This is a genomic window from Radicibacter daui, from assembly GCA_030657355.1.
Lineage (GTDB): Bacteria > Pseudomonadota > Alphaproteobacteria > Radicibacterales > Radicibacteraceae > Radicibacter > Radicibacter daui.
Window position 1 is genome coordinate 1,641,828 of record CP131056.1, and the last position, 25,100, is coordinate 1,666,927.

Annotated in this window: 26 protein-coding genes; 19 read left to right on the plus strand and 7 right to left on the minus strand. The window is 63.9% G+C overall.

All coding sequences use genetic code 11. The features are described from left to right. Nucleotides 1-37 precede the first annotated feature (37 nt). The gene (locus QTL98_RS07755; protein ID WP_445681646.1) at nt 38-682 is read left to right on the plus strand and encodes a nucleoside/nucleotide kinase family protein; all 645 of its coding nucleotides are present in this window, start codon (nt 38-40) and stop codon (nt 680-682) included. 37 nt (nt 683-719) lie between these two features. On the opposite strand, the gene QTL98_RS07760 is transcribed toward QTL98_RS07755, so the two are convergent. Next, nucleotides 720-1,529, minus strand: coding sequence for a class I SAM-dependent methyltransferase (locus QTL98_RS07760; RefSeq protein WP_445681647.1), 810 nt, complete (start codon nt 1,527-1,529; stop codon nt 720-722). Nucleotides 1,530-1,662: 133 nt separating this feature from the next. Between QTL98_RS07760 and QTL98_RS07765 the strand changes: the two genes are divergently transcribed. Continuing rightward, nucleotides 1,663-2,475, plus strand: coding sequence for a helix-turn-helix transcriptional regulator (locus QTL98_RS07765; protein ID WP_445681648.1), 813 nt, complete (start codon nt 1,663-1,665; stop codon nt 2,473-2,475). Between the two features lie 453 nt (nt 2,476-2,928). Further along, nucleotides 2,929-4,101 (plus strand): lytic transglycosylase domain-containing protein, encoded by a 1,173-nt coding sequence (locus tag QTL98_RS07770; RefSeq protein WP_445681649.1) that lies wholly within the window; start codon nt 2,929-2,931, stop codon nt 4,099-4,101. A gap of 24 nt (nt 4,102-4,125) precedes the next feature. On the opposite strand, the gene QTL98_RS07775 is transcribed toward QTL98_RS07770, so the two are convergent. Beyond that, nucleotides 4,126-5,025 carry a LysR family transcriptional regulator gene (locus QTL98_RS07775; RefSeq protein ID WP_445681650.1) on the minus strand — a complete coding sequence of 300 codons (900 nt, stop codon included), beginning with the start codon at nt 5,023-5,025 and terminating at the stop codon, nt 4,126-4,128. Between the two features lie 121 nt (nt 5,026-5,146). On the opposite strand from QTL98_RS07775, the gene QTL98_RS07780 reads away from it, so the two are divergent. Further along, a complete protein-coding gene (locus tag QTL98_RS07780; RefSeq protein WP_445681651.1) occupies nt 5,147-6,307 on the plus strand; it encodes an alpha/beta fold hydrolase in 1,161 nt (386 codons plus the stop codon). A gap of 45 nt (nt 6,308-6,352) precedes the next feature. Here QTL98_RS07780 and rodA read toward each other — a convergent pair whose 3' ends face one another. Next, nucleotides 6,353-7,504, minus strand: a complete 1,152-nt coding sequence (gene rodA, locus QTL98_RS07785; RefSeq protein ID WP_445681652.1) for a rod shape-determining protein RodA — start codon at nt 7,502-7,504, stop codon at nt 6,353-6,355. A 249-nt stretch (nt 7,505-7,753) separates the two neighbouring features. Between rodA and QTL98_RS07790 the strand changes: the two genes are divergently transcribed. From QTL98_RS07790 to QTL98_RS07815, 6 genes are all read left to right on the plus strand, one after another. Next, nucleotides 7,754-8,437 carry a FadR/GntR family transcriptional regulator gene (locus tag QTL98_RS07790; RefSeq protein WP_445681653.1) on the plus strand — a complete coding sequence of 228 codons (684 nt, stop codon included), beginning with the start codon at nt 7,754-7,756 and terminating at the stop codon, nt 8,435-8,437. Nucleotides 8,438-8,479: 42 nt separating this feature from the next. Further along, on the plus strand, nt 8,480-9,772 hold the full coding sequence (locus QTL98_RS07795; protein WP_445681654.1) for a CynX/NimT family MFS transporter: 1,293 nt from the start codon (nt 8,480-8,482) through the stop codon (nt 9,770-9,772). A gap of 256 nt (nt 9,773-10,028) precedes the next feature. Further along, nucleotides 10,029-10,628: an NAD(P)H:quinone oxidoreductase gene (gene wrbA, locus QTL98_RS07800; RefSeq protein WP_445681655.1), complete on the plus strand. Its 600-nt coding sequence runs from the start codon at nt 10,029-10,031 to the stop codon at nt 10,626-10,628. A 72-nt stretch (nt 10,629-10,700) separates the two neighbouring features. Then, nucleotides 10,701-11,414 (plus strand): pirin family protein, encoded by a 714-nt coding sequence (locus tag QTL98_RS07805; RefSeq protein WP_445681656.1) that lies wholly within the window; start codon nt 10,701-10,703, stop codon nt 11,412-11,414. Between the two features lie 88 nt (nt 11,415-11,502). After that, nucleotides 11,503-11,739: a sulfurtransferase TusA family protein gene (locus QTL98_RS07810; RefSeq protein ID WP_445681657.1), complete on the plus strand. Its 237-nt coding sequence runs from the start codon at nt 11,503-11,505 to the stop codon at nt 11,737-11,739. Next, nucleotides 11,736-12,665 (plus strand): histone deacetylase family protein, encoded by a 930-nt coding sequence (locus QTL98_RS07815; RefSeq protein WP_445681658.1) that lies wholly within the window; start codon nt 11,736-11,738, stop codon nt 12,663-12,665. The genes QTL98_RS07810 and QTL98_RS07815 overlap by 4 nt, the downstream gene beginning before the upstream one ends. Here QTL98_RS07815 and QTL98_RS07820 read toward each other — a convergent pair. Continuing rightward, nucleotides 12,662-13,426 (minus strand): substrate-binding periplasmic protein, encoded by a 765-nt coding sequence (locus QTL98_RS07820; RefSeq protein ID WP_445681659.1) that lies wholly within the window; start codon nt 13,424-13,426, stop codon nt 12,662-12,664. The genes QTL98_RS07815 and QTL98_RS07820 overlap by 4 nt on opposite strands. 261 nt (nt 13,427-13,687) lie before the next feature. Here QTL98_RS07820 and QTL98_RS07825 point away from each other — a divergent pair, with 261 nt between their 5' ends. The 5 genes from QTL98_RS07825 (at nt 13,688) to QTL98_RS07845 (ending at nt 18,277) form a co-directional block, all read left to right on the plus strand. Then, nucleotides 13,688-13,957, plus strand: coding sequence for an exodeoxyribonuclease VII small subunit (locus QTL98_RS07825; protein WP_445681660.1), 270 nt, complete (start codon nt 13,688-13,690; stop codon nt 13,955-13,957). An 8-nt stretch (nt 13,958-13,965) separates the two neighbouring features. Next, the gene (locus QTL98_RS07830) at nt 13,966-14,865 is read left to right on the plus strand and encodes a polyprenyl synthetase family protein (RefSeq protein ID WP_445681661.1); all 900 of its coding nucleotides are present in this window, start codon (nt 13,966-13,968) and stop codon (nt 14,863-14,865) included. A 38-nt stretch (nt 14,866-14,903) separates the two neighbouring features. Then, nucleotides 14,904-16,826, plus strand: coding sequence for a 1-deoxy-D-xylulose-5-phosphate synthase (gene dxs / locus QTL98_RS07835; RefSeq protein ID WP_445681662.1), 1,923 nt, complete (start codon nt 14,904-14,906; stop codon nt 16,824-16,826). Nucleotides 16,827-16,834: 8 nt separating this feature from the next. Continuing rightward, nucleotides 16,835-17,581 (plus strand): TlyA family RNA methyltransferase, encoded by a 747-nt coding sequence (locus QTL98_RS07840; protein WP_445681663.1) that lies wholly within the window; start codon nt 16,835-16,837, stop codon nt 17,579-17,581. 108 nt (nt 17,582-17,689) lie between these two features. After that, entirely contained in the window at nt 17,690-18,277 is a 588-nt protein-coding gene (locus tag QTL98_RS07845; RefSeq protein WP_445681664.1) for an NAD(P)H-dependent oxidoreductase, read from the plus strand. A gap of 147 nt (nt 18,278-18,424) precedes the next feature. Here the strand turns inward: QTL98_RS07845 and QTL98_RS07850 are convergent, their stop codons facing one another. Continuing rightward, nucleotides 18,425-19,450, minus strand: a complete 1,026-nt coding sequence (locus QTL98_RS07850) for an isopenicillin N synthase family dioxygenase (protein ID WP_445681665.1) — start codon at nt 19,448-19,450, stop codon at nt 18,425-18,427. A 45-nt stretch (nt 19,451-19,495) separates the two neighbouring features. On the opposite strand from QTL98_RS07850, the gene QTL98_RS07855 reads away from it, so the two are divergent. Next, nucleotides 19,496-19,690 (plus strand): hypothetical protein, encoded by a 195-nt coding sequence (locus tag QTL98_RS07855; protein ID WP_445681666.1) that lies wholly within the window; start codon nt 19,496-19,498, stop codon nt 19,688-19,690. A 157-nt stretch (nt 19,691-19,847) separates the two neighbouring features. Here QTL98_RS07855 and pal read toward each other — a convergent pair whose 3' ends face one another. Further along, nucleotides 19,848-20,345 carry a peptidoglycan-associated lipoprotein Pal gene (pal, locus tag QTL98_RS07860; protein WP_445681667.1) on the minus strand — a complete coding sequence of 166 codons (498 nt, stop codon included), beginning with the start codon at nt 20,343-20,345 and terminating at the stop codon, nt 19,848-19,850. A 508-nt stretch (nt 20,346-20,853) separates the two neighbouring features. Continuing rightward, nucleotides 20,854-21,666, minus strand: coding sequence for a response regulator (locus QTL98_RS07865; protein ID WP_445681668.1), 813 nt, complete (start codon nt 21,664-21,666; stop codon nt 20,854-20,856). 339 nt (nt 21,667-22,005) lie between these two features. On the opposite strand from QTL98_RS07865, the gene QTL98_RS07870 reads away from it, so the two are divergent. From QTL98_RS07870 to QTL98_RS07880, 3 genes are all read left to right on the plus strand, one after another. Continuing rightward, complete coding sequence (locus tag QTL98_RS07870) at nt 22,006-22,416, plus strand: NepR family anti-sigma factor (protein WP_445681669.1); 411 nt, start codon at nt 22,006-22,008, stop codon at nt 22,414-22,416. Next, entirely contained in the window at nt 22,416-23,006 is a 591-nt protein-coding gene (locus tag QTL98_RS07875) for a sigma-70 family RNA polymerase sigma factor (protein WP_445681670.1), read from the plus strand. The genes QTL98_RS07870 and QTL98_RS07875 overlap by 1 nt, the downstream gene beginning before the upstream one ends. Before the next feature lie 132 nt (nt 23,007-23,138). Continuing rightward, nucleotides 23,139-24,992, plus strand: a complete 1,854-nt coding sequence (locus tag QTL98_RS07880) for a sensor histidine kinase (RefSeq protein WP_445681671.1) — start codon at nt 23,139-23,141, stop codon at nt 24,990-24,992. Nucleotides 24,993-25,100: the final 108 nt, after the last annotated feature.

Sequence of the window (25,100 nt, forward strand, 5' to 3'; positions counted from 1 at the left end):
ATGCCGCCCGCACCATAAATGAGGGGAAGGAAAGCCGATGCCGGGCAGGAAAGTGTCGCTGGAGGAACTGGCGGAGATCGTTGCTGCTCGAGGGGAGAGCGGGCGCCATGTCACGGCCATCGCCGGGCCGCCCGGTGCCGGCAAGTCCACCCTCGCCGAAGCGCTGGAGAAAAAGCTGAATGCCGCCGAGCCTGGTGCGGCCGCCATCCTGCCGATGGACGGTTATCATTTTGATGATCGTGTGCTGGTGCCGCGCGGCTGGCGGCCGCGCAAGGGTGCGCCGCATACCTTCGATGTCGGCGGTTTTGCCGCGATGGTGGAGCGTCTTGTCGCCAACCGCGAGGATGAGGTGGCGGTACCCGTCTTCGACCGCGATCTGGAGATCGCCCGGGCCGGTGCCCGCCTCATTCCGCGCTCGGTGCGCCATCTGCTGGTGGAAGGCAATTACCTGCTGCTGAAGGCCGAGCCTTGGGCCAGCCTCCGGCCGCTGTTCGGCACCACCGTCTTTATCGATGTGCCCTATTCCGTGCTGGAACAGCGCTTGCTGGCGCGCTGGCACCACTACCAGCTCTCGCCGGAAGAACTGGTGGTGAAGATGGAAGGCAATGACCTGCCCAATGTCCGCCTTGTGCTGGCAGAGAGCATCGAGCCGGAGTTCCGGCTGGGCGAGGAGGCGGGCTGACGCCAGCCTCCCCGGACCCTTTGCCGGTCGCTGCCGCTTATGCGGGGCGTGCCACCATCACCATGGTGTCGATGGTGAAGGAGCCGTCGGCTTCAATGGCGAAATAGTCCCTGACCTCGCTGGCCATCTGCTCCTGCAGGGCGCGGATGGCATCCGCCATCACTGGCGGCGTGCGCATGCGGGTGATCCAGCTCTTGAACTCGAGGCGCAGGCGGAAGCGCTCGGTCGTGCAGTGGCTGAAGCCGGCGGCTTCGATGGTGCGCTGCCATTCCTCGACCGAATAATTACGGATGTGGGAGGGGTCGCGCAGCATCTCGACCGATTGCAGGAAGGTGTCGAGCAGCGGATCGCCGGGCGTGACGACATCGGCAAAGACGGCCCGGCCTTCCGGTGACAGCACCCGCCGCGCTTCGGCAATGCCGGCCGGGAAATGACGCCAGTGATGGGCGCTGTAGCGCGTCATCACCAGATCAAAGCTGCCGGCTGTAAAGGGCAGGGTCTCGGCGCCGCATTGCTGGGTCACGATGTTGGTGAGGCCGCGCTCGGCCGCCTGCTGTTCAACCGCGGCCAGCATGTCCTTGGAAAGATCGCTTGCCACCACCTCGCGGGCATAGGGCGCCGCGTGATAGGCGACATGCCCGCCGCCGCAGCCCATATCCAGCACACGCCCGCCGGAGCGGCGGCGCACAATGTCGGTCATGAAGGCGAGATCCGGCCCGCCGGCATGTACCGCGCTCGTCACATAATTGGCGGCGGTGGTGCCGAACTGGCTGGTGACCAGCGCGGCATGAGAGTGCGTGCTGCTGGCGGGGGCAGTGCCAGAGGGAGCGGTGCTGGTGGCGGTCATGATCGTCGGCCTTCCTTGGTCTTGCTCTTGCCCGGCGGAAATGGTGCTCCGGGGAGGCGTTGTCTGGAAGGGGAAGGTTAGGGCACTTTTAAACTGGTACAAGAGTGGCATTTATACTGGTATAAAAACTGCCATGAGCAAGACTCCGTCAGAAGCCCAGCGGCGTGCGCTGGGAGAGTTCCTGAAAGCCCATCGGGCCCGCCTCAGCCCGGAAAGTGCCGGCCTTGCCGTTACCGGCCGGCGGCGCACGCCCGGCCTCCGGCGCGAGGAGGTGGCCCATCTCGCCGGCCTCAGCGCGACCTGGTATTGCTGGATGGAACAGGGACGGGACATCTCTGTATCCCCGCATGCGCTGACCCGGCTGGCCGAGGCCTTGCAGCTGACGCCGGCAGAGCGTGCCTATCTCTTCGACCTCACCGGCAAACGCGATCCCGCCCTGCATCATGATGAGGCGGGCGGCAGCCAGGCCGCACCGCCCGCCTTGCAGGCTGCCTTAACGGCGACAGGGTGCCCCGCCTATCTCATGGATCATCGCTGGAACCTTATGGCCTGGAACCCGGCGGCAGAGAGGCTGTTCGCCGGATGGCTCGACCGGCCTGAAGACCACAATCTGCTGCGCTTCGTTTTTCTCCATCCCGTCGCCCGGCGGCTGATCGTCGACTGGGATGAGCGGGCGCGGCGTGTGCTCGCCGAGTTTCGTGCCGATTACAGCCGCCATCTGGAGGAAGGGCCGATGACCGCGCTGGTGGAGGAGCTGCTTGCCGCCAGTGCGGTTTTTGCCGTCGGGTGGCGCGAGCAGCAGGTTTATGGCCGCGATGGCGGGGAGCGGCTTTTCCGGGGGGCAGGGGACGAGGTGCACCGGTACGAGCAGGTAAGCCTGCTGCCCGCAGCGCGTCCGGATCTGAAACTGGTGATGCTGACGGGGCCTGCCGCCAGGGCCCTTTAGCGGCCATCATTCCGGCCACAGGGGAACGGTGTTCTCAAATTTTCTGCAAATGTTCTCATTTTGATCTTGTCATGTGGAAAATGTTCTGTCACTGTTCACGTGAACAAAAGGCAAACGCCTTTCGACCTCGGTCGCCCCCGCGGCCTCAAGATCAAGGAGAGAGCGATGCGTAGCTGGATGGTGCTCAAGGATATCGTTGCCGGTGTCAGCCTGATTGTGGCCATGGGTTCCTGGGGTCTTTTGGCGTACGGGCTCGGTGCCTGATCGTCGCCGGGCTGCCAGGGGTGGCAGCTCGCCGGACGGCAAGTTTCTGGTTTTAAAGGGTTTGGGTAAAAGGGGCGGGACGACCGACGGGTCGCCGCCCTTTTTCTTTGCCCGTTGCCGGGCCAATGCCGGGCGGGCTGGCACGGTGGTTGCTTTCCTTCAGGGCAGGTTTCTTGAAGGTAGGCACGAATGACCCGGACAGGTTTGCATTTCACAAGGTCAGGCGCGGCGCCGCGGCGGTGGTGGCCGCTGGTGCTGGCGGCTGTTGCCGTTGCCGTGCTGATGCAACTTTTCGGCCTTGTCCGCCCTGCCCATGCCGGTAGCCTGACCGAACAGCGAAACCTCGCCCTGGGACGGATGCTGGCGGCGCGCAATGAAGCCGCGCAGCAGGCCGCCTTGCCAGCCTTGCCCTATTTTGCCGCCAGCAATGGCATGCGGGCGCCGGCTGACCCGGCCATGCGCGGTTCCGAAATCTGCCTGAATGAGATCGCTGTTGCCGAGCGCCGCTATAGCGTGCCGCCCAAGCTGCTTCAGGCAATCGCCATCGGCGAGAGCGGGCGCTGGGTGCCGGAACAGAAGCGTTCCTATCCCTGGCCGTGGACGGTCACCAATGGCGGCGATGGCGAATATCTCCCCAACAAGCAGGCAGCGATTGCCTATGTGCGCCAGCTGCAGGCGCGGGGGGAAACCAACATTGATGTCGGCTGCATGCAGATCAACCTGCGTGCCCATCCCGATGCCTTCGCCTCGCTGGAAGAGGCGTTCGACCCCCGCGCCAATGTCGGTTATGCGATCAATCTGCTGAACAGCCTCAAGCAGCGCGAGGGCAACTGGGTCTCCGCCGTTGGCTTCTATCACTCCGCCACGCCGTCGCTGAAGGCGAAGTACAACGCCAAGATCGCCTCGATCTGGCAGGGCCTGAAAGGTGCGGCGGACCTGCAGCAAACGCTTTATGCCTCCGCTGGTCGTAACCCGATGTCGCCCTCGCAATCGATGACGGGCCTGCTGGCCGGCACGGCCGGGGATGACATGACCATGGCGCCGCGTGCTGGCTCCCTCGGGGTTGCCGGAACCCAGCTCGCCGCCTTCCCGGACGCAACGGATGAGGCAACGGCGCCGGGCCCGGTGTTGCCGCGCCAGCCGACAGCCTTCTTCAACAGCCTCGTCAACCGCGTGCCGGGCAAGCAGGTGGTCGCCCAGCAGGGCACGCTGCATCAGGGCGGCGCCACCACGGCCGTCGCGTCCAATACGGGCGGGACCGTTCAGCCGGAACATCGGGCCAAGGGGCTGGGCGATTACATGGCCCAGGCGATCCCGACCGCAACCTCAATGGCCGCCTCCCCGCAGATCAACCTGCGTTAATTCCTGCCGACGGCGTGGGGGCGGTCACCAACGCGGGTTCGCGCCGAACCATTCTTCCAGCAGGTCGATAAAATGGCGCACCTTGGTGCCCACATGCCGGGCTGACGGATAGACGGCGTGAATGCCTAGGCTCTCTGTCGTGTAGTCTGGCAGCAGCTGTACCAGTGCGCCGCGCGCCACATGGGCGCCCAGCACGAAGGCCGGGCCATAGAGGATGCCGCCCCCCGCCAGCGCTGCGGCGAGCAAGGTCTCCATATTGTCAGCCATGAACCGGGCCGGACCTTCCACCTTTTGTGGGCGGCCGGTTTTGTCGGCAAAACTCCAGTCGCCGGGTGACCGGGCGCGACTGAACGCCAGACAGTCAAGCCGGGCCAGCGCCGCCGGGGTCCGGGGAGTCTCCTTGCCCGCGAGATAGGAAGGCGCTGCACAGGCCATCATCGGGCTCTCGGCGAAACGGCGGGCAATGAGTGTTGAATCGGGCAGGGAGCCGATCCGGATCGCCAGATCGAAACCGGCGTCGATCAGGTCGGCAAACCGGTCGTCGAGGTTCATCTCCACCCGCACGTCGGGATACCGGCGCAGATACTCGGCTATGGGGCCGCCCAGATGAAGGGCGCCGAAGGTTGTCGGTGCGGTGAGGCGCAAGATGCCACGGGGTTTTTCCTGCAGGGCAGCGGCGGCGCGGTCGGCATCTTCAAGGCAGGTGAGAATGTGGACGCTGCGCTCGTAATAGTCCCGGCCGGCCTCCGTCAGGTGCAGCTTGCGCGTTGTGCGTTGCAGGAGGCGCGCGCCCAGCAGTGTCTCCAGGGTGGCGAGATGCTTGCCGGCCATTGCAGGCGTCATGCCCAGACGGCGTGCTGCCGCTGCAAGGCTGCCCTCATCGACGGCGGCAACAAGCACTGCAAGGCCGGTAAGCCGATCCATGGCAGATTATATCTCGTAGTTATCGAATGTATGAAAATAACAGATAATTATCACTCATAAGAAGTAGATTTAATGTTCCGCCCGTGCCCTGACAGGGGTTGTTGAAAACGGGATGGACATCATGAAGATATCGGCCAACGGGATTATGTTGCAGGCGCAAGATCAGGGCGACGGCGATGTAGCGCTGGTATTCCTGCACTATTGGGGCGGCACCGCGCAGAGTTGGCGTCTCCTGATCGACACGCTGCCTGACGAGCTGCGAACTATCGCGCTGGATGCCCGGGGCTGGGGTGGCTCGGACCGGCCCGCGGACGGATATGACATCGCGACGATGGCGGACGACGTGGCGGCGGCCATATCCAGCCTCGGCCTGCAGCGTTACGTTCTGGTCGGTCACTCCATGGGTGGCAAGGTTGCGCAGTTGCTGGCATCGCGGCGTCCGTCTGGCCTTGCCGGCCTGGTGCTGGTGGCTCCGTCTCCCGCGCAAGGCAAGCATCTTTCTGCGGCTGAGCGAGAGGGGATGGCTGCAGCCTATACAACCGGGCAGTCTGCCGGATGGACAGTCGACAATGTGCTGACAGGCCGGGCCCTGCCTTCTCATCTGCGGGAGCAGGTAATTTCAGGCAGCCTCGCCGGGTCGCCGGCAGCCCGGGAGAGTTGGCCTGCGCGGGCTATCGTTGAGGATGTCAGTGCCAACCTTGCCGATATCGAGGTTCCGGTTCTCGTAATCGGCGGCGAGCTGGACAAGGTCGACAGTGTGGAGATGCTGCGGTCGGTGGTGCTGCCCTCCCTGCCTGAGGCCCGTCTGTCGGTTGTTGCCGGCGCCGGCCATCTGTTGCCGCTGGAAGCGCCGGAGGAAGTCGGAGCCCTGCTTGCCGATTTCGTCGCGGGCCTGTCCGCTACTTCGGCCACCCCCACTCCGGAAGATATCCCCGGCGCGTTCGATGAGGCCTTTAACCGTGGCGATATCGACGGAGTGCTGTCGCTTTTCCATCCGCAGGCAGTGATGCGGATGACCGATGGCGTCACTGTTGCCGGAGGCGCCGCGTCCCTGCGCGAGCATCTGCGGCATCTCCTCGCGGCTAGGCCAGTCCTTCACAACAGGATCCGGCGCGTACTGGTCAGCGGGGACACAGCGTTGCTGCTTCTGGACTGGGAAATCCGCGTTCCGGTTCAGGGCCGCGGAGACGAGGAAGGGCAGGGCACCGCCACTCAGGTTGCCGAACGCTGCGGTGACGGAAACTGGCGCCTACGCATCGCCAATCCGCTTGGCATTGCCTGAACCTTCGGAGGTCCGCTCTCAAAAGAGAGCGGACTTCGCCTGATATCAGAGCGAGTCCGAGCTAAAGACGCGCGGCACCTTCACCTCGCGGTGGATCGAGACGCTGAGCAGGATGCCGGTCGCGATCATGGTGGTGAGCATGGCGGTGCCGCCATAGGAGACGAGCGGCATGGGAATGCCGACCACCGGGATGATGCCGGTCACCATCGCGACATTGATGAAGATATAGAAAAAGATGTTGATGGTGATGCCGCCGGCCACCAGCCGGGAGAACTGCATGCGCGCGGAAAGCGCGATGGCAAAGCCGTAGATCAGCACCAGCAGGAAAAGCCCGAGCACGAAGAGCGTGCCGATGAGGCCGAATTCTTCTCCCAGCAGGGTGAAGATGAAGTCGGTTTCCTTTTCCGGCAGGAAGCGCAGCTGGCTCTGGCTGCCATTCATGAAGCCCTGGCCAATAAGGCCGCCGGAGCCGAAGGCAATCTTGGATTGCATGATGTTGTAGCCGGCGCCGAGCGGATCGCGCTCCGGATCGAGGAAGGTGTAGACGCGCTGTTTCTGGTAGTCGTGCATGAACTCCCAGAGCACCGGGAGTGCCGAGACGCCGGCGACGATGATGATGAGGAATTTCCAAAGGCGCACGCCGGACATCAGCATCAGCGAGCCGCCGACCAGCGTCAGGATGGTGGCCGTGCCAAGATTGGGCTGCAGCAGCACGAGCCCGACGGGGATGAAGATCATCGCCAGCGGCGGCAACAGCACCAGTGGCTTGCCCACCTGCTCGTAGGTAAGGCCGTGGAAATACCGCGCCAGCGCCAGCACCAGCGTGATCTTGGCAAGCTCCGACGGTTGCAGCTGGAAGACGCCGAGATCGATCCAGCGCTGGGCGCCCATGCCGATCTTGCCTTTCACCTCCACGACCACGAGCAGGAAGATCGCGATCCCGTGCAGGATGTAGGCGTAGCGCAGGAAGACGCGGATATCGACCATCGCCAGCATGAGCATCAGCACGAAACCGATGCCAAAGCGCGTGATCTGGCGGATGGCCCAGGGTTGCAGATTGCCGCCGGCAGCCGAATAGAGCAGCGCGGCACCGATCCCCGAGATCAGCGTGACCAGAAACACCAGCCCCCAGTTGAGCAGGCGCAGTTTAAGGCCCAACGAAAAAGTCGGTTCGCTGGAATCGATGTGTCTGTACATGCATCTCCGCCCTGCCGGCGGGCGCTTCCTTCGCGGGCGCCGGCGCATGAGCCCTGTCATACGCCAGCCCGGCGCCGCGTTCCAGAACGCATCGCTGCAGTGCGGGGTGGTGAGTGGACGCGGGTGGCGCGTGCTGGTCGTGCATGTCGCTTCCGTCCCTTTCCGCTCTTTTGCCAGACTTGACGGATGGCTGGGTGCGAAATACATCAAATCATCCGATGACTTGATGTTTTGGAGCGGCATGCCGCCATGCAGCTGAACCGTGCTTCTCTGGTCGATGAAACCGTCAGCGCCCTGCGGGCCGGGATTGCGGCCGGACGCTGGGCGGTGGGCGGGCGCATTCCACCGGAACCCGCCCTTGCCGATCTGTTGAAGGTGAGTCGCGGCACCGTGCGCGAGGCTGTGCGTGTGCTCGCGGCGGCCGGTTTGCTGGAGGTTCGTCAGGGCTCCGGCACCTATGTGCGCAGCCAGGCTGACGGCACCGGCATGGTGCAACGGCTGGGCCTTGCCAGCCTCAAGGAGCGGCTGGAGGTACGCTGCATGCTGGAGAGCGAGGCGGCTCGCCTCGCGGCGCCCCGCTGCAATCCCGCCGACATCGCCGAACTCACGGGCTTGCTGGAGGCGCGGGATGCCGCACGGCCGGCGGATTTTGTCGAGCGCGACCTTGCCTTTCACCGCCGGCTGGTTGCGCTTTCCGGCAATTCGGCGCTGGAGGCGCTTTACGAGTGGTTTTCGGCCTCGGTCGCCGAAACCATTGCCGAAACCCGCAAGCCCTGGATGCCCGAGCCTGACCGTCCGCAGCACGATGCCATCGTTACGGCGCTTGCCGCCCATGACGCCGATGGTGCCGTGGCGGCGGTAAAAATCATGATCGCGCCGCTGCTGGCCAGGCTGACGCGCGCGCTCGAGGACAGTTCCGAAACAGAAAATTGAAGCCTGCGGTCAAGCAAGGCCTCGCCACCATGGACCCCCAGAATGACACTGCCTGACAACCACCCTTCCGCGGGCCCCGACCCGCAAGAACTGACACTGGCTGACGAGTTGCTGATCGAGGCCGAGGCAGCGGACGAGGGAGATATCCCAGTGCCGCCGACCCCGGTTTTCGGCCCGCTCGGCCGGCTGGTGCTGGGCGTGAGCCTCGTGCTCGTCTCCTTCAACCTGCGCCCTGTCTTCTCCAGCCTCTCCACCGTCCTGCCGGAAGCCCGGCAGGCGCTTGGGCTTTCTGCCTCCACCGCCAGCCTCATGACCACGCTGCCGGTGCTCTGCCTCGGTGTGTTCGCGCCCTTTGCCCCGGGTCTTGCCCGTCGCTTCGGGCCTGAGCGGACGATCCTCATGCTTTTGCTGCTGCTGGCCATCGGCACCGCGCTGCGCGGGGTGGAGCAGGCGGGGGTCCTCATTCTCGGCTCCGCGCTTGCCGGCGCGGCAATTGCCATCGTCAATGTGCTGTTGCCAGGCCTTGTGAAGCGTGATTTTCCGCAGCAGGTCGCCCTGATGACCGGGCTTTATACAATGGCGCTATGTGGCGGCGCGGCGACGGCGGCGGGCGTTACCGTGCCGCTTGAGCGCGGCTTCGGGTCCTGGTCGATGGCGCTTGCCTTCTGGGCGGTGCCGGCCGTCCTCGTTGCCCTGCTGTGGCTGCCGCAGGCCCTGTCTGCCGGTGCTCCCGCAGGCAGCCATGGGGCCGCCCCCCGCAACAAGCTGTGGCGCAGCCCCCTTGCCTGGCAGGTCACCTTCTTCATGGGGCTGCAATCGGCACTGGCCTACTGTGTCTTCGGCTGGCTGGCGCCCATCCTGCGCGAGCGCGGCATGGATGCGGCAACCGCAGGGATGGTGGTTTCCTTCTCCGTGCTGGTGCAGACGGCGGCTTGCCTGCTGGCGCCGGCAATTGCCGTGCGCGGACGCGATCAGCGGCTCATCAATGTGATCATCATGCTGCTGGCGGTCGGCGGTTTCATCGGCTGCATTTTCGCCCCGCTCTGGTCGGTCTGGTTCTGGGCCTTCCTGCAAGGGGTGGGGCAGGGCAGCCTGATTGCCGTCGCGCTCACCATCATCGTGCTGCGCACGCCCGACAGCCACACCGCAGCCCGTCTCTCCAGCATGGCGCAGAGCTTCGGTTACATGATGGCCGCGACCGGGCCGCTGCTGGTGGGCGTGCTGCGTGACTGGACCGGCGGCTTCTCCGCCGCAACAATCCTCTTCCTTGCCATCGGAGCCGGGGGCGTGGTTGCGGGGCTCGGGGCCGGGCGCAACCGGTTGATCAACGCCTGAGCTGGCGTGAAATAGTGGCCGGCCGCCTGGGCTTCCGGTCGGCTCAAAAGCCGGAGAGGGCCTTCCTTTCCGGCTTTTCTTTTGGCCCCTGATTTTTCAGCTGTTCTCGATTTCAGGACAATCCGTTGCCCCATGGGTGGATTTATTCAATCCAGCCCATGGACTAGATAGTAGTCACCAGCCAGTCGGGCCGGGCGGGCATACCCCTCTCAGGAACGGCGGCGAAACCATTCACCTGCGAAGAGGGGTCTTCACGATGGCTAAGGTTCTGGTTCTCTATTACAGCAGCTACGGTCACCTTGAAGTGATGGCCAAGGCCGTTGCCGAAGGCGTCGCCGAAACCGGCGCCAGCGTCGTCGTCAAGCGCGTGCCGGAACTGGTGCCGGAAGAAGTGGCGAAGGCTTCCCACTTCAAGCTGGATCAGGCGGCGCCGATCGCCACGGTCGACGAACTGGCCGAATACGACGCCATCATCTTCGGTGCGCCGACCCGCTTCGGTGTCGCCGCCTCCCAGATGCGCAACTTCCTCGACCAAACCGGTGGCCTGTGGTTCACCGGCAAGCTGATCGGCAAGATCGGCAGCGTCTTCACCTCCACCGCCACCCAGCATGGCGGCCAGGAATCCACCATTCTCAGCTTCCACACCACCCTGCTGCATCACGGCATGGTCATCGTCGGCCTGCCCTACAGCTGCGCTGACCAGATGGGTGTCACGGAAGTCCATGGCGGCAGCCCCTACGGCGCCTCCACCATTTCCGATGGCGATGGCTCCCGCATGCCGTCCGAGCGCGAGCTCGGCATGGCCCGCTTCCAGGGCCGCCATGTTGCAGAAATCACCAAGAAGCTGCACGGGTAACCGTCAGCGGGGTCCGGCCAGATCGGGCCGGACCCCGCCCTTGCCCCCACGCAGCGCAAGGAGTGCCTGAAAATGATGACCCATATCCCCTTTGGCAGCCTCGGCCGGTTCACCAACGACTGGCTCAATGCCCGCCATCACTTCTCCTTCGGCCATTACTGGGATCCGAAGCGCATGGGGTTCGGGCCGCTGCGCGTGTGGAATGACGACACGATCAATGCCGGCACCGGCTTCGATCCGCACCCGCATGAGCACATGGAAATCATTACCTATGTGCGAAAGGGTGCCATCAGCCACCGCGACAGCCTGGGCAACCAGGGCCGCACCTCGCATGGCGAAGTGCAGGTGATGAGCGCGGGCTCCGGCATCGTTCATGCCGAATATAATCTTGAGCCCGGCGAGACCCAGATCTTCCAGATCTGGATCCAGCCGAACAGCCGCGACGTGAAGCCCCAGTGGCAGGCCCGCCAGTTCCCCGAGGCGACGGATGCCGGCAAGCTGGTGGTCATGGCGTCGGGCCGTGAGGGCGACGATGGCGCGCTGCCCATCCATCAGGATGCGGCGCTGCTGGCGGCCACCATCAAGGCCGGCGAGTCGGTCACTCACCATCTGGGTGCCGGGCGCGGTGCCTATCTTGTGCCGGCGACCGGCCGGTTGAAGATCGGCAGCCAGGTCCTTGAAACCCGCGACGGTCTGGCTGTTCAGGACGAGACGTCCATCACCATCGAGGCGCTTGAGGAAAGCGAGCTGGTGCTGGTGGATGTCCCGCTCAAGAACTGGAAATAACGCCAGAGAAAGCGGCGTCACGTTTTCGATGATTGTTGCAGCGCCCCGGATGTTTCCATCCGGGGCGCTGTTGCTTTAGCATCGCGCCATGGCTGAAACGCACTTCCTCGATGCAACCGGGCTGATCTGCCCGATGCCTATCCTGACCGCCCGGCGCGCGCTGAAGCCGCTTGCCGCCGGCGATCGTTTGACGGTGAGCGCCACCGACGAGGCTGCGCTCAGGGATTTTCCGGAGTTCTGCCGCATGGCTGGCCACCGGCTGCTGGAAAGCGGCACGGGTGAGGACGGCATCCTGCGCTTCGTGATCGAGAAGGGGGCATCTTGAGCACGGCGCTGATTTCCCACGCGGCCTGCCTTGCGCACGATACCGGCCTTGGCCATCCCGAGTGCCCGGACCGCCTGCGCGCGGTCATGCAGGCGCTGGAGGGGGAGGAGTTCCAGTTCCTCGCCCGCCACGATGCGCCGCGCGCCACCGGCGAGCAGTTGCTGCGCGTTCACACCAAGGGGCTGGTCGACGGCATCCTCGACAGCCTGCCCGAAGAGGGCTTGCGCTATATCGACAGCGATACCGTGTTGTCCCCGGGCAGCGGAGAAGCCGCGCTGAGGGCGGCAGGCGCCGTGTGCCTGGCCGTGGACCTTGTGATGACCGGCAAGGCGATCAACGCCTTCTGTGCCGTGCGCCCGCCGGGCCACCATGCCGAGGCCGACCGCGCGATGGGCTTTTGCCTGTTCAACAACATCGCTGTCGGCGCTGCCCATGCCCGGGCGGCGCATGGCATCGAGCGGGTCGCGATCATCGATTTCGATGTTCATCACGGCAATGGCACCCAGGCGATCTTCTGGGATGAGCCGGGTGTCTTTTATGCCTCGACCCACGAGTTTCCCTGTTATCCCGGCACCGGGCGGGAAGAAGAAACCGGGGTCGCCGGCAATATTCTCAATTTGCCCATGGCGCCCTATTCGAAGGCGGATGTTTTCCGTGCGCTCGTCAGCGACCGTCTGATCCCGGCGCTTGATGCCTTTCGCCCGGAACTGGTGATGATCTCCGCCGGCTTCGATGCCCATCTCTTCGATCCGCTGGCGACAGTGCGGCTCGAAAACGCGGATTTTGCCTGGGTAACGCAGCAACTGGCAGCGGTTGCCGAGCGGCACTGCAAGCGGCGGCTCGTCTCTTCGCTGGAAGGCGGCTATGACCTTGGCGCACTTGGCCAATGTGCCGCCATTCATGTGCGCGAACTGATGCTGGCCTAAGGTCTGGCCGGGGCTTTTACCTCGGCCACCAGTGCCCCATAGGTGCCGTCGGTCTTCATCTCCTCAATCGCCTGGTTGAAGTGCGCGATGAGGTCGGTTTTGCCGGCCTTCTTGTCGAAGGCGATGTAAACGGAATTTTCCGCGATGGGCCGTGCCGCCACGCCGAGCTGAAGGCCGCCGGGAGCGGGAAGGCTGCCATCCTGCGGCTCCACCATCAGCATGGCGTCGATACGGCCGGCGGCGAGTTTGGCGAGGTTCTGGTCGTCATTGTCGGCGGTATCGGCGGTCAGGCGCCCTTCGGCGCGGGCCTTGTCGAAGCCGGGGCAATAAGCCCAGCCACGCATCACGCCGATGCGCAGATGGTCAAGATCGCGAATATGCTCGAACACCACCGGATGGTCGGCGCGGAAATAGAGCAGCACCCGCTCCTCATAGATCGGGTCGGAATAATCGTAATGCTGGAGACGTTGTTCGGTCTGGTAGAGGCCGCCGATCCCGGCAGCGCCGGCATCTACGCTCATCAGCGCGCGGGTCCAGGGAACCGCCTCGAGCCGCACCGGCACCTTCATGCGGCGGAAGGCTTCGGCGACCATGCGGGGGTAGAGCCCGTCGGCAACGTGGTTCTTGCCGGCAAAGGCCAGCGGATGGGCGTTTTCGTCAAAAAGGATGGTAACGCCGTCTTCAATGGAGTTCTGTGCCAGCGCCGGTGTGGCGGGCAGACCCAGGGTCAGGAACAGCCACAACAGCAGCACAATGCGCACGGTTTCTCCCGCTTTGTCGCGTTATATGGCTCTCATATCAGCACTTGGAATTATTTTCGTGCAAAATTTTAACTAACTTAAAGAGGTTTGCGAAGGCCTGCCGCTGAATGGGGCGGCAGAGAGGCGGCAAGGCCGTGCCAAACTGCCCGCAGGGGCTTTGCCGCGGACCCGCCTGTTGATGGACTTGGCCGGCCGAATGTGCCAAAACGCGCGCTTGGGAAAACCCCGGGCATCGCCCGATAAAAGTTGCCGGATTGCTTGATGACGAACACTGCTGCCCCCGACTCCACCGCGCTGCCGGCCGATATCGAAGCCATGAGCTTCGAGGCGGCTCTTGCCGAACTGGAAGGCATCGTGCGCCAGCTTGAGGACGGGCGCGGCAAGCTGGATGAAGCGATCTCGGCCTATGAGCGTGGGGCGCTGCTGCGCCGCCACTGCGAGCGCAAGCTCGGCGAGGCCAATGCCCGCATCGAACGCATCACCCAGCAGGCCGACGGTTCGCTGACCGCCACGCCGGTTGAAATCGGCTGACCCGGCAAATGGCTGTTGCCTCCCTGCCGCTGGCGCAAGCCATGGCCGAAAATGCCGCTCTGGTGGAGCGGCAGATCGGGCTCATGCTGCCGAAAAGCGATCTGCCCGAAGCCCGGCTCTTCGATGCCATGCGCCATGCCTGTCTCAATGGCGGCAAGCGGCTGCGGCCGTTCTTGGTCATGGAAGGGGCAAAGCTCTTCGGTGTCGATCCGGGCTGCGCGCTGCGCGTGGCGGCGGCCATCGAGTTCATGCACTGCTATTCGCTGGTGCATGACGATTTGCCCGCCATGGATAACAGCGACCTGCGCCGCGGCCAGCCGACGGTGCACAAGCTTTATGATGATGCCACCGCCATTCTGGCCGGTGATGCGCTGCTGACGCTGTCCTTCGAAGTGCTGGCCGAGCCCGATACCCATGCCGACCCGCAGGTGCGTGTGGCGCTGGTGCAGGCGCTGGCAAAGGCCGCCGGCGGGCGCGGCATGGTGGGCGGGCAGATGCTCGACATCATCGCCGAGACGACGGTTTTCGAACTGCACACCGTCTCCCGCCTGCAGCGCATGAAGACCGGCGAGCTGATTGCCTTTTCTGCCGAGGCTGGTGCCATTCTGGGCAAGGCTTCAGCCCCCCAGCGGCAGGCACTGCGGGCCTATGCCCATGACCTTGGTCTTGCCTTCCAGATCGCCGACGATCTGCTGGATGCCGAAGGCGATACCGAGACGGCAGGCAAGCCGGTTGGGCAGGACGCAGACCTTGGCAAGGCGACCTTCGTTTCCATCCAGGGGGTGGAGCGGGCGCGGGCCCAGGCAAGGATGCTGGTGGAACAGGCCGAACGGCACCTGGCTATTTTTGAAGGCCGTGCGGAAATGCTGCGCGCGGTTGCGCGTTTCGTCATCGACCGCCGCCATTGACGCTGGCTCCCGGGACGAATTCAGGGGATTATCTTTTTATGTCAACCTCTCGCACGCCGCTGCTCGACACCATCCAGACGCCCGATGACCTTCGTGCACTGCCGGCCGAAAAGCTGCGTCAGGTCGCCGATGAGCTGCGGCTGGAGACCATCGACGCCGTCTCCGTGACCGGCGGGCATCTGGGCGCCGGCCTTGGTGTGGTCGAGCTGACGGCGGCCATCCACTATGTGTTCGATACGCCGCGCGACCGCCTGATCTGGGATGTCGGCCATCAGTGTTACCCGCACAAGATCCTGACCGGGCGCCGTGATCGCATTCGCACGCTGCGCCAGAAGGATGGGCTCAGCGGCTTCACCAAGCGTGAAGAAAGCGAGTACGATCCCTTTGGTGCGGCCCACAGTTCCACCTCCATTTCCGCCGGTCTCGGCATGGCGGTGGCGAGCGACCTCAAGGGCGAGGAACGCCGCAACGTTATCTGCGTGATCGGCGATGGCGCCATGAGCGCGGGCATGGCCTATGAGGCAATGAACAATGCCGGCGCCATGCGCTCGCGCCTCATCGTCATCCTCAACGATAACGACATGTCCATCGCCCCGCCGGTGGGCGCGATGAGCGCCTATCTCTCCTCGCTGGTTTCCTCGCGCCCGTTCCAGTCACTGCGCAATCTGGGCCGCGACCTTGCCAACCACATGCCGCGTGCGGTGCGCAATACGGTCAAGCGCGCCGAGGAATATGCCCGTGGCATGGTGATGGGTGGCACGCTGTTTGAGGAGATGGGCTTCTTCTATGTCGGCCCCATCGATGGTCACAATCTCGACCATCTGCTGCCGGTGCTGACCAATGTGCGCGACACCGAGGGTACCGGCCCGGTGCTGGTGCATGTCGTGACCCAGAAGGGCAAGGGCTACAAGCCGGCCGAGGATGCCGCCGACAAGTATCACGGCGTCAGCAAGTTCGATGTCGTCACCGGCGCCCAGGCCAAGGCCGCGCCGGGCAATCCGCAATATACGCAGGTGTTTGCCGACGCGCTGGTGGAAGAGGCCGAGCGGGACGAGCGCATTGTCGCCATCACCGCCGCCATGCCCGGTGGCACCGGCCTTAACCGTTTTGCCGCGCGCTTCCCGGAGCGCTGCTTTGATGTCGGCATTGCCGAGCAGCATGCCGTTACCTTTGCGGCCGGCCTTGCGGCTGAAGGCTACAAGCCCTTTGCGGCCATTTATTCCACCTTCCTGCAGCGCGCCTATGACCAGGTCGTGCATGATGTGGCGATCCAGAAGCTTCCGGTGCGTTTTGCCATCGACCGTGCCGGCCTTGTCGGCGCCGATGGCGCTACGCATGCCGGTAGCTTCGATATCGGCTTCCTTGGCCAGCTGCCCGGCCTTGTGCTGATGGCGGCCGCCGATGAGGCGGAGCTGAAGCACATGGTGGCGACCGCCGCCGTGATCGATGACCGTCCCTCCGCCCTGCGTTATCCGCGCGGGGAGGGGGAAGGTGTGCCGCTGCCCGAGCGCGGCCTTGTGCTGGAAATCGGCAAGGGCCGTATCCTTCAGGAAGGCACCAAGGTCGCCATCCTCTCCTTCGGCACCCGCCTTGCCGAAGCGCAGAAGGCAGCCCGCGAGCTGGGCGCCCGCGGCCTCAGCACCACGGTTGCCGATGCCCGCTTCGCCAAGCCGCTCGATACCGATCTGGTGCGCCGCCTTGCCCGCGAACATGAAGTGCTGATTACGCTGGAAGAGGGCGCCGAGGGTGGCTTCGGCTCCATGGTCCTGCATCATCTGGCCCGCACCGGCATGCTGGATGGCGGCCTCAAGATCCGTCCGCTCACCCTGCCGGACCGTTTCCAGGATCAGGCCAAGCCCTTCGACCAGTATGACGAGGCCGGCCTCAATGCCTGCCATATCGTGGCGACGGCGCTGGAAGCGCTGCGCATCAACGATATTGGCGACGTGGCGCGGGCCTGAGCTTCCCCATGGCGAATAACAAGCTGCGGGCGGATGTCGCGCTGGTAGAGCGCGGCCTTGTGGAAAGCCGCGCGAAGGCGCAGGCGTTGATCATGGCCGGCAAGGTCTTTTCCGGCGAGGCGCGCGTGGCCAAGCCCGGCCAGCCGATATCGGAAGATCAGGCGCTGGAAGTGCGCGGGCAGGACCATCCCTGGGTTTCCCGCGGCGGTCTCAAGCTGCAGAAGGGGCTCGATTTTTTTGCCATCGACCCCACCGGTTTCACGGCCATCGATGTGGGCGCCTCGACCGGTGGCTTTACCGATGTGCTGTTGACCGGCGGGGCGGCCAGGGTTTACGCCGTCGATGTCGGCCAGGGGCAACTTGCCTGGAAATTGCGCACCGATGAGCGCGTCGTGGTCATGGAAAAGACCAATGCCCGCCACCTGACGGCAGAGCAAATTCCCGAACCCGCCGATATCGTGGTGTGCGACGCCAGCTTCATCGGCCTGCGCACGGTACTGCCGGCAGCGCTGGCGCTGACGAAGCCGGGCGCCTTTCTCGTGGCGCTCATCAAGCCGCAGTTCGAGGTGGGCAAGGAGCGTGTGGGCAAGGGCGGCGTTGTGCGTGAGCCTGAGCTGCATGCCGAGGTTTGCGAGACCATCTGCAGCTGGCTGGCGGCGCTTCCCGGCTGGGAAGTGCTGGGCATTACCGAAAGCCCGATTACCGGCCCCGAAGGCAATGTTGAGTTCCTGATCGGCGGTCGCAGGGTCGCCTGACCAACAACCCGCTGCAACGGCACGCAACCTGCTAGGCTGCCGCTACAGGGCTGCGGTGCGGGTATGGTCCCGACTGCCCGTGCCCTGCCGTAAGGCAGAGAGGAAAGGATGCGGGTACTGGTCGTTCACAGCCATCCGGTGGCGGAAAGCTATAACCGGGCGCTGGCGGATCAAGTGGTGTCATCGCTCGGCAAGGCCGGGCATGAAGTCAGGTTTCTCGATCTTTATGCCGAGGGCTTCGATCCGGTGATGAGCCGGGAAGACCGCCTCAACTATCACGAACGCGGCCTCAACGAGCAGAAGGTGGCCGGGCAGCTTGAGCACATCAAATGGTGCGAGGCGCTGGTGCTGGTCTATCCCACCTGGTGGTACGGGCTGCCGGCCATGCTCAAGGGCTGGCTGGAGCGGGTGTGGGTGCCGCATGTCACCTTCTCCATGCCGGAGGGTAACCAGCCGATCCGGCCGCTGATGCAGCACATCAGGCGGCTTGCCATCGTGACTACCTATGGCTCGCCCTGGTGGTGGATACAGATGGTAGGCGACCCGGGGGTGCGCACGGTCATGCGGGGCATCCGGGCCCTGTGCGCAAAACGCTGCCATCGGCTGAAACTCGCCCATTATCGTATGGACGACTCGACGCCGGAGAGCCGGGCACGGTTTCTGGCCAAGGTGGAGAGGGTGTTTGCCAGTTATTGAGTCATTACCCTCACCCGGCCCTGCGGGCCACCCTCTCCCCGCTATCGCGCGGAGAGGGAAACCCTCCCCTGCCGAAAGGCGGGGGAGGTGCCCGCAACGCGGGCGGAGGGGGGTAATGAGCCTCGAACAAGCATTGGCTCTGGGCTTTCACCCTTCCTTCCCCGCCTGACTCCCGATCTTCTTGGCATAGGTCGCATTCAACTTGGCCTCAATAAAACCGCCGCCTGTCGTTGGTTCATACCGCGCCGCTTCCCCGGCCGGAATGCAGGTGGGAATGGTTTCGATCGGCGCGTCATAGTTCGGGTCAAAGAAATAGGCGATCGAGTAGCGCTCGCGCCCGCTGGCATTGATAACGCGGTGCGGCGTGGAGAGATAAAGATCGTTGGTCCAGCGCATCATCAGGTCGCCGACATTGATGACGGCAGCGCCGGCTAGAGGCGGTGCATCGATCCATTCGCCGGCTACATTGCGCACCTGCAACCCGCCGACCTCATCCTGGAACAGCACGGTAAAGATGCCGTAGTCGGTATGCGCGCCGGCGCCGATCTGTTCTTCGGCAATGGCACCGCCCTGCGGCGGATAATGCAGGAAACGCAGCGTCGCAATCGGCCGGTCGATCTTGTCGGCAAACCACTCCTCCGGCAACTCCAGCGACAGGGCAAAGGCACGGGCAAGGCGCTGGGCGAAATCATCCACGCGGGACCGGAAGTGGCGGATATCGGCGCACCAGTCCGGCATGTCCGCCGGCCACTGGTTTGGGCCGCGCAGCGGCTGGCCGAATTCCGGATCGCCCGGCTGAACCTCGCGGCCGAAATTGAGCGCTTCCTTGAGGTCCGTCTTCTTGGTCGGGTCCAGTTTCTCGACGCCGATGGCCACATAGCCGCGATTGTGCGCGGATTTGTGGAAGGCGATTTCATTCTTCTTTTCCAGCGGCAAGCTGAAGAATTCGTGCGAGCGCTCGAAGGTCCGTGCCATCAGCGCCGGCTCCAGCCCGTGATTGACCACGTAGAAAAAGCCGATATCCCGGCAGGCCTGATGTAGGGCCGTGGCAACGCTACGGCGTGCGGCGATATCGTCGCTGTAGAGGCCGGCGGCATCGATGACCGGTACCCGCTCCAGCGGCAGGCGCTTGGCGGTAAGGCTTGCGGAGAGGGTGGCGGCGCTGTGGTTCATCGGGTTCTTCCGGTTACGAACGGACGGTGGATCGCTGGCTGCATCATGAATGCTGCAATCTTCGTACCTTTGGCGCCGGGCGCCAAAACCCTTAAAAAGCCGCGTGCGGGTATGCCGGAATCCGGAAGAATGGCGCTCGGGGCGCAGGCGGTTGCCTGTTTTAAAGGCGGCGATTTTAAAATCCGCGAAGTGCTGTTTTTAAAATCAGCGACCCTGAGTCGGAATTTTAAAATTTTTTAAAAATACGTCCGGTGTTTTTTTAAAATCGGCGGCCGGGTTTTGCGGCAGAGGGGCCAAAAAAGAAAAACCCTGCGCGGAAGTGTCCCCGCGCAGGGTTTGTTCTTTCGTCCGTGTTATCCGGCATGCCCCGATGCCGGATCGCCGGGCAGAGCAGTGATTAGTTGCTCACCACGGTCACAGCGCGACGGTTCTGGGCCCAGACGGCTTCGCCGGTACCGAGAACAGCCGGACGCTCCTTGCCGTAGGAGATCACGGTGATGCGGCTGGTGGCAACACCGAGCGCAACCAGGAAGTCCTTGGCGGAATTGGCGCGCTTCTCGCCGAGGGCGAGGTTGTACTCGCGGGTGCCGCGCTCGTCAGCATGGCCTTCCACGGTCACGGTCACAGCCGGATACTTCTTCATCCAGTCGGCCTGACGGGTCAGGGTCGCCTGGGCTTCGCTATCCAGCGCATACTTGTCGAAAGCGAAGAAGACGCGGTCGCCAACATTGACGACGAGGTCTTCCTGGGAACCCGGGACCGGGCCGGTAGCCGGAGCGGCAGCGGCGGTGGAACCGGAGGTGGACATGGCACCAGCATCCGTCGGCTTCTTGGCGCAAGCAACGGTGGTGAGGGCGACCAGGCTCAGAGTCGCAGCGAGACGAAGAACGTTCATGGGGTCAGCACCCGATTCTATAAGTGGGTTTCTGGAAGGGGTTGGTCAGGTTTTAACACGAATTACGGTGATGCTGGAATCAGCAATTTGCAGCTGAATTCAATTATTACAGCAATCTGCAGTAACCCGTTTGCCTCGATCCTAGGATCCCGCGGCAATTTTTGCGTCGCTCCGGCGGGACCAGAAGGCGGGCGAGCAATGCCACTGACGTCCCGGTTCGGGTGAACCGACAGCTGCTGCGCCAGGATCTCGTCGGGTAAGACTGGGGTAGGACTTCCCGCCCTGCGGGCTCTGGCCTTGCGGACATCGCCCTTTCCTGTCGCTCGCACCGGGAGGAGTGAGCGGGGTTTGAATGCGCCTTTTTTGTGCGGCCTTCCAGCGCATTTGCATGAAATAAGGCCGCATTCAGGCGAATGGGGCATACTGTTGCGGTGCTGCAACATTTTGTTAACGCGGTGCAGCACGAGGGGTGGAGGGAGGTTCTGGAACATCAACGCGGCACTCCTGTTCAGGCGGCCGGACGTGCCTCGCGACGGAAGAAAAGCGCCTGGGAAATGGCGACTTTCACGGCCTCATCGAGGAAAGGCTTGGTGATGAGGAAGGTCGGCTCAGGGCGCAGGCCGGTCAGCAACCTTTCCGGGTAGGCGGTGATGAAGATCACCGGAACCTGGGCATCCGAGAGGATGCTGTTGACGGCGTCGATGCCGGAGGTGCCGTCGCGCAGCTGGATATCGGCCAGCACGAGGCCGGGCGGATTGTGCCGCGCCAGCGTCACCGCTTCGGAGAGGGTGGTGGCGATGCCGGTCACGTTGTGGCCGAGTTCGCTGACGATTGAGCGGATGTCGAGGCCGATGATCGGCTCGTCCTCGATAATCAGGACATCGGTGTGGATCTGGTCGTTGAGCGCGGCCTGGGCGCGCTTGAGCTGATCCAGCACTTCGCTTTCCTCGAGGCCGAGGATAAAGGCCGTCTCGCTGCTGGAGAAACCCTCCATCGCCATCAGCAGCAGAACCTGGCGTTCCAGCGTCACGAGGGCGCCGAGAGAACCAAGGGCCGCGCGCTCATCCGGCAAGGTACCGCCGGGCAGCACTTCACGCAGGCCGGGATTGCCCGCCGTGCTCCAGATACGATGGAAGATATGATAAAGTGCGGCGCGCGCACCGCGATCAAGGCGAAATTCATTCGGCGCCTCGAGAATGATCTCCAGCGTCGCGCGGACCAGATGGTCGCCGCGGTTCTGGCTGCCGGTCAGCGCGCGGGCGTAGCGCCGCAGCAGCGGAAGCTCGGGGGCAATGCTCTGGGAAAGCGAATTTCCGCTCATCTGTTTTTGTCCCTGCTTTTTCCATTACGGCATTTCTTGCCGCTACCACCGGCCACACCGAAAGGTGACCGCATTTCGGGTTAAACGTGGTCCGTGCGATTTGGTTGCATGACGGTTGATGCGTCGCGGCGCAGCTTCGGCGAACCACGATAGTGCAGCAGATTTCTCTTTTGTGCAGTTTTGCGGCTTAAGGGCTGGAACCAACGGCAACCCGCGGCGTTAACCCTTCGAACGCTACCCGGACGGGGGTACGGGCATGAAAAGAGACAGCAAATCGGAAGGTCCTGCGAGCGGGAGGGAGCGCTGCCGCACCGCCGGATCCTTCAAGGAGTAGGCCTGATGAACCCGGAAATACAACCCTACAGCACGCAAGATGCTGAAGGCGAAAACCCCGAAGCCGTGATGGAGCGGGCAAACTCAAACCCGGCTCCGGGCATGACCGGGGGCGGATCGCCTGAAGCCGCGCCGTTTGGCGCCGGGCAGGCGGGAGATGGCCAGGCCGCGCGTCTTCTTGAGGAGAACGGCTTTCACTGGCTCGGCGGTCAGTTGCGCGACATGTATGAAGAAGTCGTGCATGAGCCGTTGCCCGGCCAGTTCATGGATCTTTTGCAGAAGCTTGATGATCGGGTCCGCGAGCCCGCGGCAGCTTCCCGCCCCACTCTTGCCCCGATCGGTGGCGCCACTGGCGGTAATGCGACCGAGGGCGCCTCTGGTCTCCAGAGCGAAGGCAACCGGGAGGAGAAGCATTGATGGGATCATCCGACCCCACCCGCGCGGTCCAGCCGGCCCCGGCCGCTCTACCGGATGCGGTGTTCCGCGAGACGCTGATCGAGCAGTTGCCGAGCTTGCGTGCCTTTGCCCGTTCGCTGTGCGGCAACCGCGACCTTGCCGATGATCTGGTGCAGGATACGATGGTCCGGGCTTGGACCAACTTCGGGTCCTTCCGGCCGGGCAGCAATATGAAGGCCTGGCTCTTTACCATCCTGCGAAACCTCTTCGTGTCCGATCGTCGCCGCAGCGGCCGCGAGATTTCGGATCCCGAGGACGGGACGTTCGAGCGTCTCGGGTTGCCGGCGAGCCAGGAAATGAGCGTGCAGGTGCGCGACTTCCGCCGGGCATTCTCCCGCCTGCCGGACGAACAGCGCGAAGCGCTCGTGCTCGTCGGGGCCAGCGGCTTTTCCTACGAGGAAGCTGCCGAGATCGCTCAATGTGCGCTGGGCACGATGAAAAGCCGTGTTTCCCGTGCCCGAAAGGAGCTCGGCGAGCAGCTGGGCGGAATCGTGGAGCCGGCAGGTGCCAACTCGTCTGCGACCTATGCGACCGGCAGCACCGTCATCTGACATGTATATAAGCGCATCCGTTGCCGAACGCCGGCAACGGATGCGGCTTCCACGGCCCGTGCCGGGCTGACGGGCTGGACCCTTCCCGGGTTCTCCTGCACGGTTCCGGCCGGGCTTTTTCATGGTAGCGGAATGCAGAGCAGCAACCGGGTTGCGGAGATATTTGCGGGAAGCTTCAACCGCCGGCTGACCTCCCTGAGGCTGCGACTTCTCTTCATGGTCGCGATCTCGCTCTTGCCGGTGCTTGTCCTGGCAAGTTTTCAGGCGGTGCATGCCTATAATGTCGACCAGGCAGAAACCCGCGCCAGCCTGCGTCGCTCCGCCGCCTTCGTCACCCAGGACCAGAGCGATCTCTTCATAAAGACGCAGGGCCTTTTGACGGCGCTCGCCGCCACCGGGCTTGCCGGCGTGCCGGATGCGGCGCTCTGCCAGCAGCAGATGCAGCGTCTGGCCAGCCAGGTGCCCGATTATACGAATATCGGTATCGTGAATGCCGAAGGCACGATGATCTGCGCCTCGGCAGATGTGCCCAGTGGAATGAATTTCGCCGGCTTTGCGTGGTTCAAGGCGGTGCGCTCCAGCGATGGGGTGGTCATTGGCTCGTTCCAGCTCGGGGTGCGGACCAACCGCCCGATCGTCGTGGCCACGGCACCGATCCTGCGCGACGGCAAGTTTTATGGTGCGGTGCTGGCTGCGATCAAACTGGAGCAGCTGGACCGGCTTGCAACCAGCGGCGAGCTGCCGCCGGAAGCCGTAGCCCAGGTCGTGGACGCTCACGGCGCGATCCTGACCGCCGGGGCCAAGGTTGCCGAGGCCAGCCGTCTGCCGCCGTCTTCGGTGCTGCGCCCGCGTCTTAATGGGACGATGAGCGAGTTCGAGGCCGAGAGCATCGACAAGGTAAGCCGTGTGTTCGTGGTGACGCCACTCTTCAACGCCGATATCTATGCGGTGTTCGGCATGCCAACCTCCACTGCGTCCGGCTGGGCCCGTCTCAATCTGGCCAGCCGCATCATGGTCCCGCTCGCCATGTGGTTCATCGCCCTGGTGGCCGCGTGGATTTTCAGCGAACGGCTGGTGCTGCGCTGGATCGGGCGTCTGCGGCGTGCGGCGCATGCCTATGCGCTCGGTGCCTATTCCATCCGTCCGGACATGACCGGTGCCCCGCGTGAGCTCAGCGAGCTGGGGCGTGCCTTCTCCAGCATGGCGGAAAATATCGAGCAGCAGACGCTTCAGCTGCGGCATTCGATTGAGGAGAAGGAAACGCTCATCAAGGAGATTCACCACCGGGTCAAAAATAACCTGCAGACGGTGGTGAGCCTGCTTAACCTGCAATCCCGTTCCTTGCCCGACCCGCAAAGCCGCCGCGTGCTGCTGGAAGCGCAGACCCGCATCAATGCCCTCGCCCTGGTGCATCGTGGCATCTACGAGACGGCCGATCTGGCTTCGGTGGAGTTGCCATCCTTCACGCTCACGCTGTGTCGGCAGGTGGCGGCCAGCTTTGGCTGGGCAGCGCAGAATATTGACATCAAGGTCGATGTACCGGCCGAGCCGGTGCCGCAGGAGCGGGTGGTGCCGCTGGCGTTGCTGATCACCGAAGCGCTGACCAATGTGTTCAAGCATGCCTTTGCACCCGGCCAGCGGGGGCAGGCCTGGGTTTCCGTGCTGCATCTCGGCGGCAGGGACGGGCGGCTCGTCATCGCCGACAACGGCAAGGGCTCGCACTGGCAGGAAGTGGTGCCGACAGAGGGGGCGCAGAGTCCGGCGGCCATCGGCAGCGGGCTCGGGCGCTCGCTCATGCAGTCCTTCGCCCGCCAGCTGGGAGGCGATTGTGAAGTCACGGCCCGTACTGGCGGCGGCACGCAGCTGAGCGTCGACCTGATCGATTTCTGGTATGCCCCGTTCGGCGAGGCCTCTGCGACTGGCGCCGAAGCTGCGGCGGCGCGCAGCAACGGTGCGCTGCCTTCTGCGGGGGTTGCGGATACTTGAGTAATAGGCTGTGTTATTTGAGTAAATGAATGTGTTTTCGTCCGGGTTCGTTATTCATTTGGGCAATTTTGTCGCAATTGATCACGGGAATGCCTTGAGAAGGGCCGC

Bases quoted from the DNA above. Each gene is read 5' to 3' on its own strand.
- QTL98_RS07755 (WP_445681646.1), top strand. From the start codon at position 38: ATGCCGGGCAGGAAAGTGTCGCTGGAGGAACTGGCGGAGATCGTTGCT.
- QTL98_RS07760 (WP_445681647.1), bottom strand. From the start codon at position 1,529: ATGACCGCCACCAGCACCGCTCCCTCTGGCACTGCCCCCGCCAGCAGC.
- QTL98_RS07765 (WP_445681648.1), top strand. From the start codon at position 1,663: ATGAGCAAGACTCCGTCAGAAGCCCAGCGGCGTGCGCTGGGAGAGTTC.
- QTL98_RS07770 (WP_445681649.1), top strand. From the start codon at position 2,929: ATGACCCGGACAGGTTTGCATTTCACAAGGTCAGGCGCGGCGCCGCGG.
- QTL98_RS07775 (WP_445681650.1), bottom strand. From the start codon at position 5,025: ATGGATCGGCTTACCGGCCTTGCAGTGCTTGTTGCCGCCGTCGATGAG.
- QTL98_RS07780 (WP_445681651.1), top strand. From the start codon at position 5,147: ATGAAGATATCGGCCAACGGGATTATGTTGCAGGCGCAAGATCAGGGC.
- rodA (WP_445681652.1), bottom strand. From the start codon at position 7,504: ATGTACAGACACATCGATTCCAGCGAACCGACTTTTTCGTTGGGCCTT.
- QTL98_RS07790 (WP_445681653.1), top strand. From the start codon at position 7,754: ATGCAGCTGAACCGTGCTTCTCTGGTCGATGAAACCGTCAGCGCCCTG.
- QTL98_RS07795 (WP_445681654.1), top strand. From the start codon at position 8,480: ATGACACTGCCTGACAACCACCCTTCCGCGGGCCCCGACCCGCAAGAA.
- wrbA (WP_445681655.1), top strand. From the start codon at position 10,029: ATGGCTAAGGTTCTGGTTCTCTATTACAGCAGCTACGGTCACCTTGAA.
- QTL98_RS07805 (WP_445681656.1), top strand. From the start codon at position 10,701: ATGATGACCCATATCCCCTTTGGCAGCCTCGGCCGGTTCACCAACGAC.
- QTL98_RS07810 (WP_445681657.1), top strand. From the start codon at position 11,503: ATGGCTGAAACGCACTTCCTCGATGCAACCGGGCTGATCTGCCCGATG.
- QTL98_RS07825 (WP_445681660.1), top strand. From the start codon at position 13,688: ATGACGAACACTGCTGCCCCCGACTCCACCGCGCTGCCGGCCGATATC.
- QTL98_RS07830 (WP_445681661.1), top strand. From the start codon at position 13,966: ATGGCTGTTGCCTCCCTGCCGCTGGCGCAAGCCATGGCCGAAAATGCC.
- dxs (WP_445681662.1), top strand. From the start codon at position 14,904: ATGTCAACCTCTCGCACGCCGCTGCTCGACACCATCCAGACGCCCGAT.
- QTL98_RS07840 (WP_445681663.1), top strand. From the start codon at position 16,835: ATGGCGAATAACAAGCTGCGGGCGGATGTCGCGCTGGTAGAGCGCGGC.
- QTL98_RS07845 (WP_445681664.1), top strand. From the start codon at position 17,690: ATGCGGGTACTGGTCGTTCACAGCCATCCGGTGGCGGAAAGCTATAAC.
- QTL98_RS07850 (WP_445681665.1), bottom strand. From the start codon at position 19,450: ATGAACCACAGCGCCGCCACCCTCTCCGCAAGCCTTACCGCCAAGCGC.
- QTL98_RS07855 (WP_445681666.1), top strand. From the start codon at position 19,496: ATGAATGCTGCAATCTTCGTACCTTTGGCGCCGGGCGCCAAAACCCTT.
- pal (WP_445681667.1), bottom strand. From the start codon at position 20,345: ATGAACGTTCTTCGTCTCGCTGCGACTCTGAGCCTGGTCGCCCTCACC.
- QTL98_RS07865 (WP_445681668.1), bottom strand. From the start codon at position 21,666: ATGAGCGGAAATTCGCTTTCCCAGAGCATTGCCCCCGAGCTTCCGCTG.
- QTL98_RS07870 (WP_445681669.1), top strand. From the start codon at position 22,006: ATGAACCCGGAAATACAACCCTACAGCACGCAAGATGCTGAAGGCGAA.
- QTL98_RS07875 (WP_445681670.1), top strand. From the start codon at position 22,416: ATGGGATCATCCGACCCCACCCGCGCGGTCCAGCCGGCCCCGGCCGCT.
- QTL98_RS07880 (WP_445681671.1), top strand. From the start codon at position 23,139: ATGCAGAGCAGCAACCGGGTTGCGGAGATATTTGCGGGAAGCTTCAAC.